General features: G+C 69.6%; 3 protein-coding genes. 2 read left to right on the top strand and 1 reads right to left on the bottom strand.

Going from position 1 to position 3,323, the window contains the following annotated elements:
* Nucleotides 1–44 precede the first annotated feature (44 nt).
* Nucleotides 45–1,379, bottom strand: a complete 1,335-nt coding sequence (locus tag ABZU74_RS33930) for a PHB depolymerase family esterase (RefSeq protein ID WP_355432843.1) — start codon at nt 1,377–1,379, stop codon at nt 45–47.
* A 250-nt stretch (nt 1,380–1,629) separates the two neighbouring features.
* Here ABZU74_RS33930 and ABZU74_RS33925 point away from each other — a divergent pair, with 250 nt between their 5' ends.
* Together ABZU74_RS33925 and ABZU74_RS33920 are read left to right on the top strand one after the other, a co-directional pair.
* Entirely contained in the window at nt 1,630–2,637 is a 1,008-nt protein-coding gene (locus ABZU74_RS33925) for a PaaX family transcriptional regulator C-terminal domain-containing protein (RefSeq protein ID WP_355432840.1), read from the top strand.
* Between the two features lie 456 nt (nt 2,638–3,093).
* On the top strand, nt 3,094–3,323 hold a 230-nt coding region (locus tag ABZU74_RS33920), incomplete at its 3' end, for an endo-1,4-beta-xylanase (RefSeq protein WP_355432846.1).

Raw genomic sequence — 3,323 nt, 5'->3', positions numbered from 1 at the left:
CCGGTCACCACCTCGTGGTGACCGGCGCACGACTGGCGCCGGTCTCAGGCGACAGTGCAGGACGCGCCGTTGAGGGTGAACGAGGACGCTCGGGCGTTGTTACCGGTGTGGGTGGCCTGGAAGCCGAAGCTCACCGAGCCGTTGGCGGGGATGCCGCCGTTGTAGGCGACGTTGCGGGCCGTCACCTGCCCCGAGGTGGGCGAGTAGGTGGCGTTCCAACCCGAGGTGATGCTCTGCCCGCTCGGCAGGGTGAAGACCACGGACCAGCCGTTGACGGCGCTGGTGCCGGTGTTCGTGACGGTGATGTTCTCGGTCAGCCCGGTGTTCCAGGCGTTGACGTCGACGGTCACCCGGCAGGCGCCGGACGTCGGCGGTGGGGTGGTCGGGGGCGGCGTGGTCGGGGGTGGAGTGGTCGGGGGCGGCGTGGTCGGCGGCGGCGTCGTGGTGTTGGTCAGGCCGAAGAACGCGATGGCGGACGCGGCCATGCCGCTGGAGGGCAGGGTGTGCCCGGCGCCCTGGATGCTGTACGCCTCGACCTGGACGGTGCCGCTGCTGTCGGCGTAGCGACGCCGGTTCCAGTTGGCCTGGGGCGTGTCGGTGGAGGTGGGTGTCTGGCTCAACCCGAACACGTTGGTCCACTGCTCGATCGTCTCCTGCAGCAACGAGTACGGCACGAGCGTGTCGTTGGTGCCGTGCCACAGCTGCACGCGCGGGCGGGGCCCGGAGTAGCCGGGGTACGCCTGGCGGACCGCGTCGCCCCACTGCTGCGGGGTCCGGTTCATGTTTCCGCCGGTGCACTGGCTGCTACCGGGCGGGTAGTCCGCCGCGTTGGCGAAGCAGTTGAACGGCACGCCCATGAACGCGGCGCCGGCCTTGAACACGTCGGGGTAGAGCGCCAGCATGTGGTTTGTCATCATGCCGCCGGACGAGCTGCCGGTGGCGTAGACCCGGTCCCCGTCGGCCGCGTACTGCTGCTGCACGTACCGGATCATGGAAATGATCGACACCGGGTCGCTGCCGCCGCCACGTCGCTTGGCGGCGTCCGACCAGGTGTCGAAGCAGTTGCCGAACCCGGCCTGCTGGGTGGCGGACGGGTAGATCACGATGTATCCGTAGCGGTCGGCGAGGCTGGCGAACTCGCTCCCGGAGTAGAAGCCGGGGCCGGATCCGCCGCAGCCGTGCATGGCCACCACGACCGCCGGCCGGACCGGGCGGTTGTCCGGCACGTAGACGTGCATGCGCATCCGGCCCGGGTTGTCACCGAAGCTGGTCACCTCGGTCAGTGAGGCCGCGTACGCGGGCCCCGTCGTGGGGACCACCAGGCCGGTCGCTACCAGTGACGCGGCCAGGGTGAGTAGCAGTTTCCTTCTGATTCTCAACGGACGACTCCTTCGATTGCCTGTGCAGGCTGGATTGGCGGGCGATCCGGTCGCGGGTCTGCCCGACTCCCGCGGTGATCGCCCGTTGCCCGCTACCTGGTGGCTCGCCCAGCCCGGCTTCGGATGGCGTCGCGTGGCAATTAGTGTTCCCCCCGGGCCAACAAGTGTCAATCGAGGATTCTCTATTTGTGACGTGTCGCGGAGGTCCGTCTACAGTCGTCATACCGTCCCCGAGGAGCACGGAGCGCCTGTGGCAAGCCTCTTCGACATCGACGAGATCTATCCCGACGACGGAGACCACGCACTCCGGCTGCCCCGTAGGCAGGTCGGCAACTCGCCCCAGGGCGTCGCGGTGACCCTGCTGGCGGACTACACCCTGCGGACCCGGGTCGCCCTCCCGTCCGCCGCCATCGTCGCGCTGCTCGGCGAGACCGGCGTGACGACGGCCGGAGCGCGGACCGCGATCAGCCGGCTGGCGCGCCGTGGTGTCCTGGAGGGCAGCCGACTGGGCCGGCGCAGCTCCTACCGGCTCAGCCGCGCCGCCGCCGCCAACCTCTCCGCCGGAGGGCACTGGATCCTCGCCTCCACCACCTCGACGGCGCGGTGGGACGGGCGCTGGACGATCGTCGCCTTCTCGCTGCCGCAGGATCGCAGTACGCAGCGCCGGGCCCTGCGGGCGCAACTGCGGTGGCTCGGTTACGCGCCGCTGTACGACGGGTTGTGGATCTCGCCGCAGGAGCTGACCCCTGCGGCTCGGGCCCAGCTCGACCGGCTCACCCTCGGCGCCGTGACCGTGTTTCGTGGGCGGCAGACCGCGCTCGCCTCGACCATTCACCGTGCACCGATCGAAGCCTGGGACATCGAGGCGATCAGCCGGAGCTACGACGCGTTCCTCCGGCGTTGGACCCCGCTGCTGCCCGCTGTGGCGTCCGGGCAGGTCGACGGCGCCGCCGCGGTGCGGGCCCGTACCGAGGTGATGGACACCTTCCGGCGATTCCCCGTCCTCGATCCGCAGTTGCCGGTGGAGCTCCTCCCACCGGACTGGCTCCGGCGGCCGGCGCGGGAGTTGTTCGCGGCTGTCTACGATGGTCTCGCCGCACCCGCCGAGCGACACGTCCGGGCGGTCGTCGAGCGGTTCGCTGACGCCGCGCAGCCCGGCATCGAAGCCCACACCACCGCCGACCTGGTCGCCGGAATACGCGCCGACGCGGCCTCGCCGCAGCCGTCTCCGAGTGGCTCGGTCGCCGGACGCTCGTGAACCGCCAGGGATCGCGGCCGGCGACTGTGAGCGATAACAGGGTCGCCGTCCGGCGTGATCCGAACGGCAGGGTGGTACGACTCGTCCGCTGGTCGCGCGGCGGTTGAGCATGGTTGTTCTGGGCGTTTGGTACCGGGCGAAACGCGGCGTTCCGGGAGATCGGCGTGAACGGCCCGTTACGTCTTGACGAACGGCATGTTATCGCTCACTCTCGATATAGAGGACGATCGTTCCCGTGGCTCACCGGGCGAGCCGCACGGGTCGTACCTCGGATCACGACGTCCGCAAGGGCATGCGGACGTCACCTCGGGACCCCGGCAGATGCCGGCGACAGCCCTCTCGGACCGTGCGTGCTGATGCCGGGCGGCCGGGATGACCGTCCCGATCAGTCGCCCCGAGTGAAGTGGCACATCACCACCACCGATGCAACCACTGAAAAGGAACGCCATGAAACCCATGAGAACGATGCTGGCGGCGGCGACCATCGCCGTCGCCCTCACCACAGGTATGACGGTGGCGCTGACTCCCGCATCCGGTGCCGGCACGACCTTGAAGGCGGCCGCCGCCGAGAAGGGCCGCTACTTCGGCGCCGCCGTCGCGACGGGCAAGCTCTCCACCAGCGCGTACACGACCATTCTGAACCGTGAGTTCAACAGTGTCGTGGCTGAGAACGAGATGAAGTGGGA

This window comes from Micromonospora sp. NPDC005171 (genome assembly GCF_040608575.1).
Classification (GTDB): Bacteria; Actinomycetota; Actinomycetes; order Mycobacteriales; family Micromonosporaceae; genus Micromonospora.
This window is presented reverse-complemented; position numbering and strand designations above follow the sequence as displayed.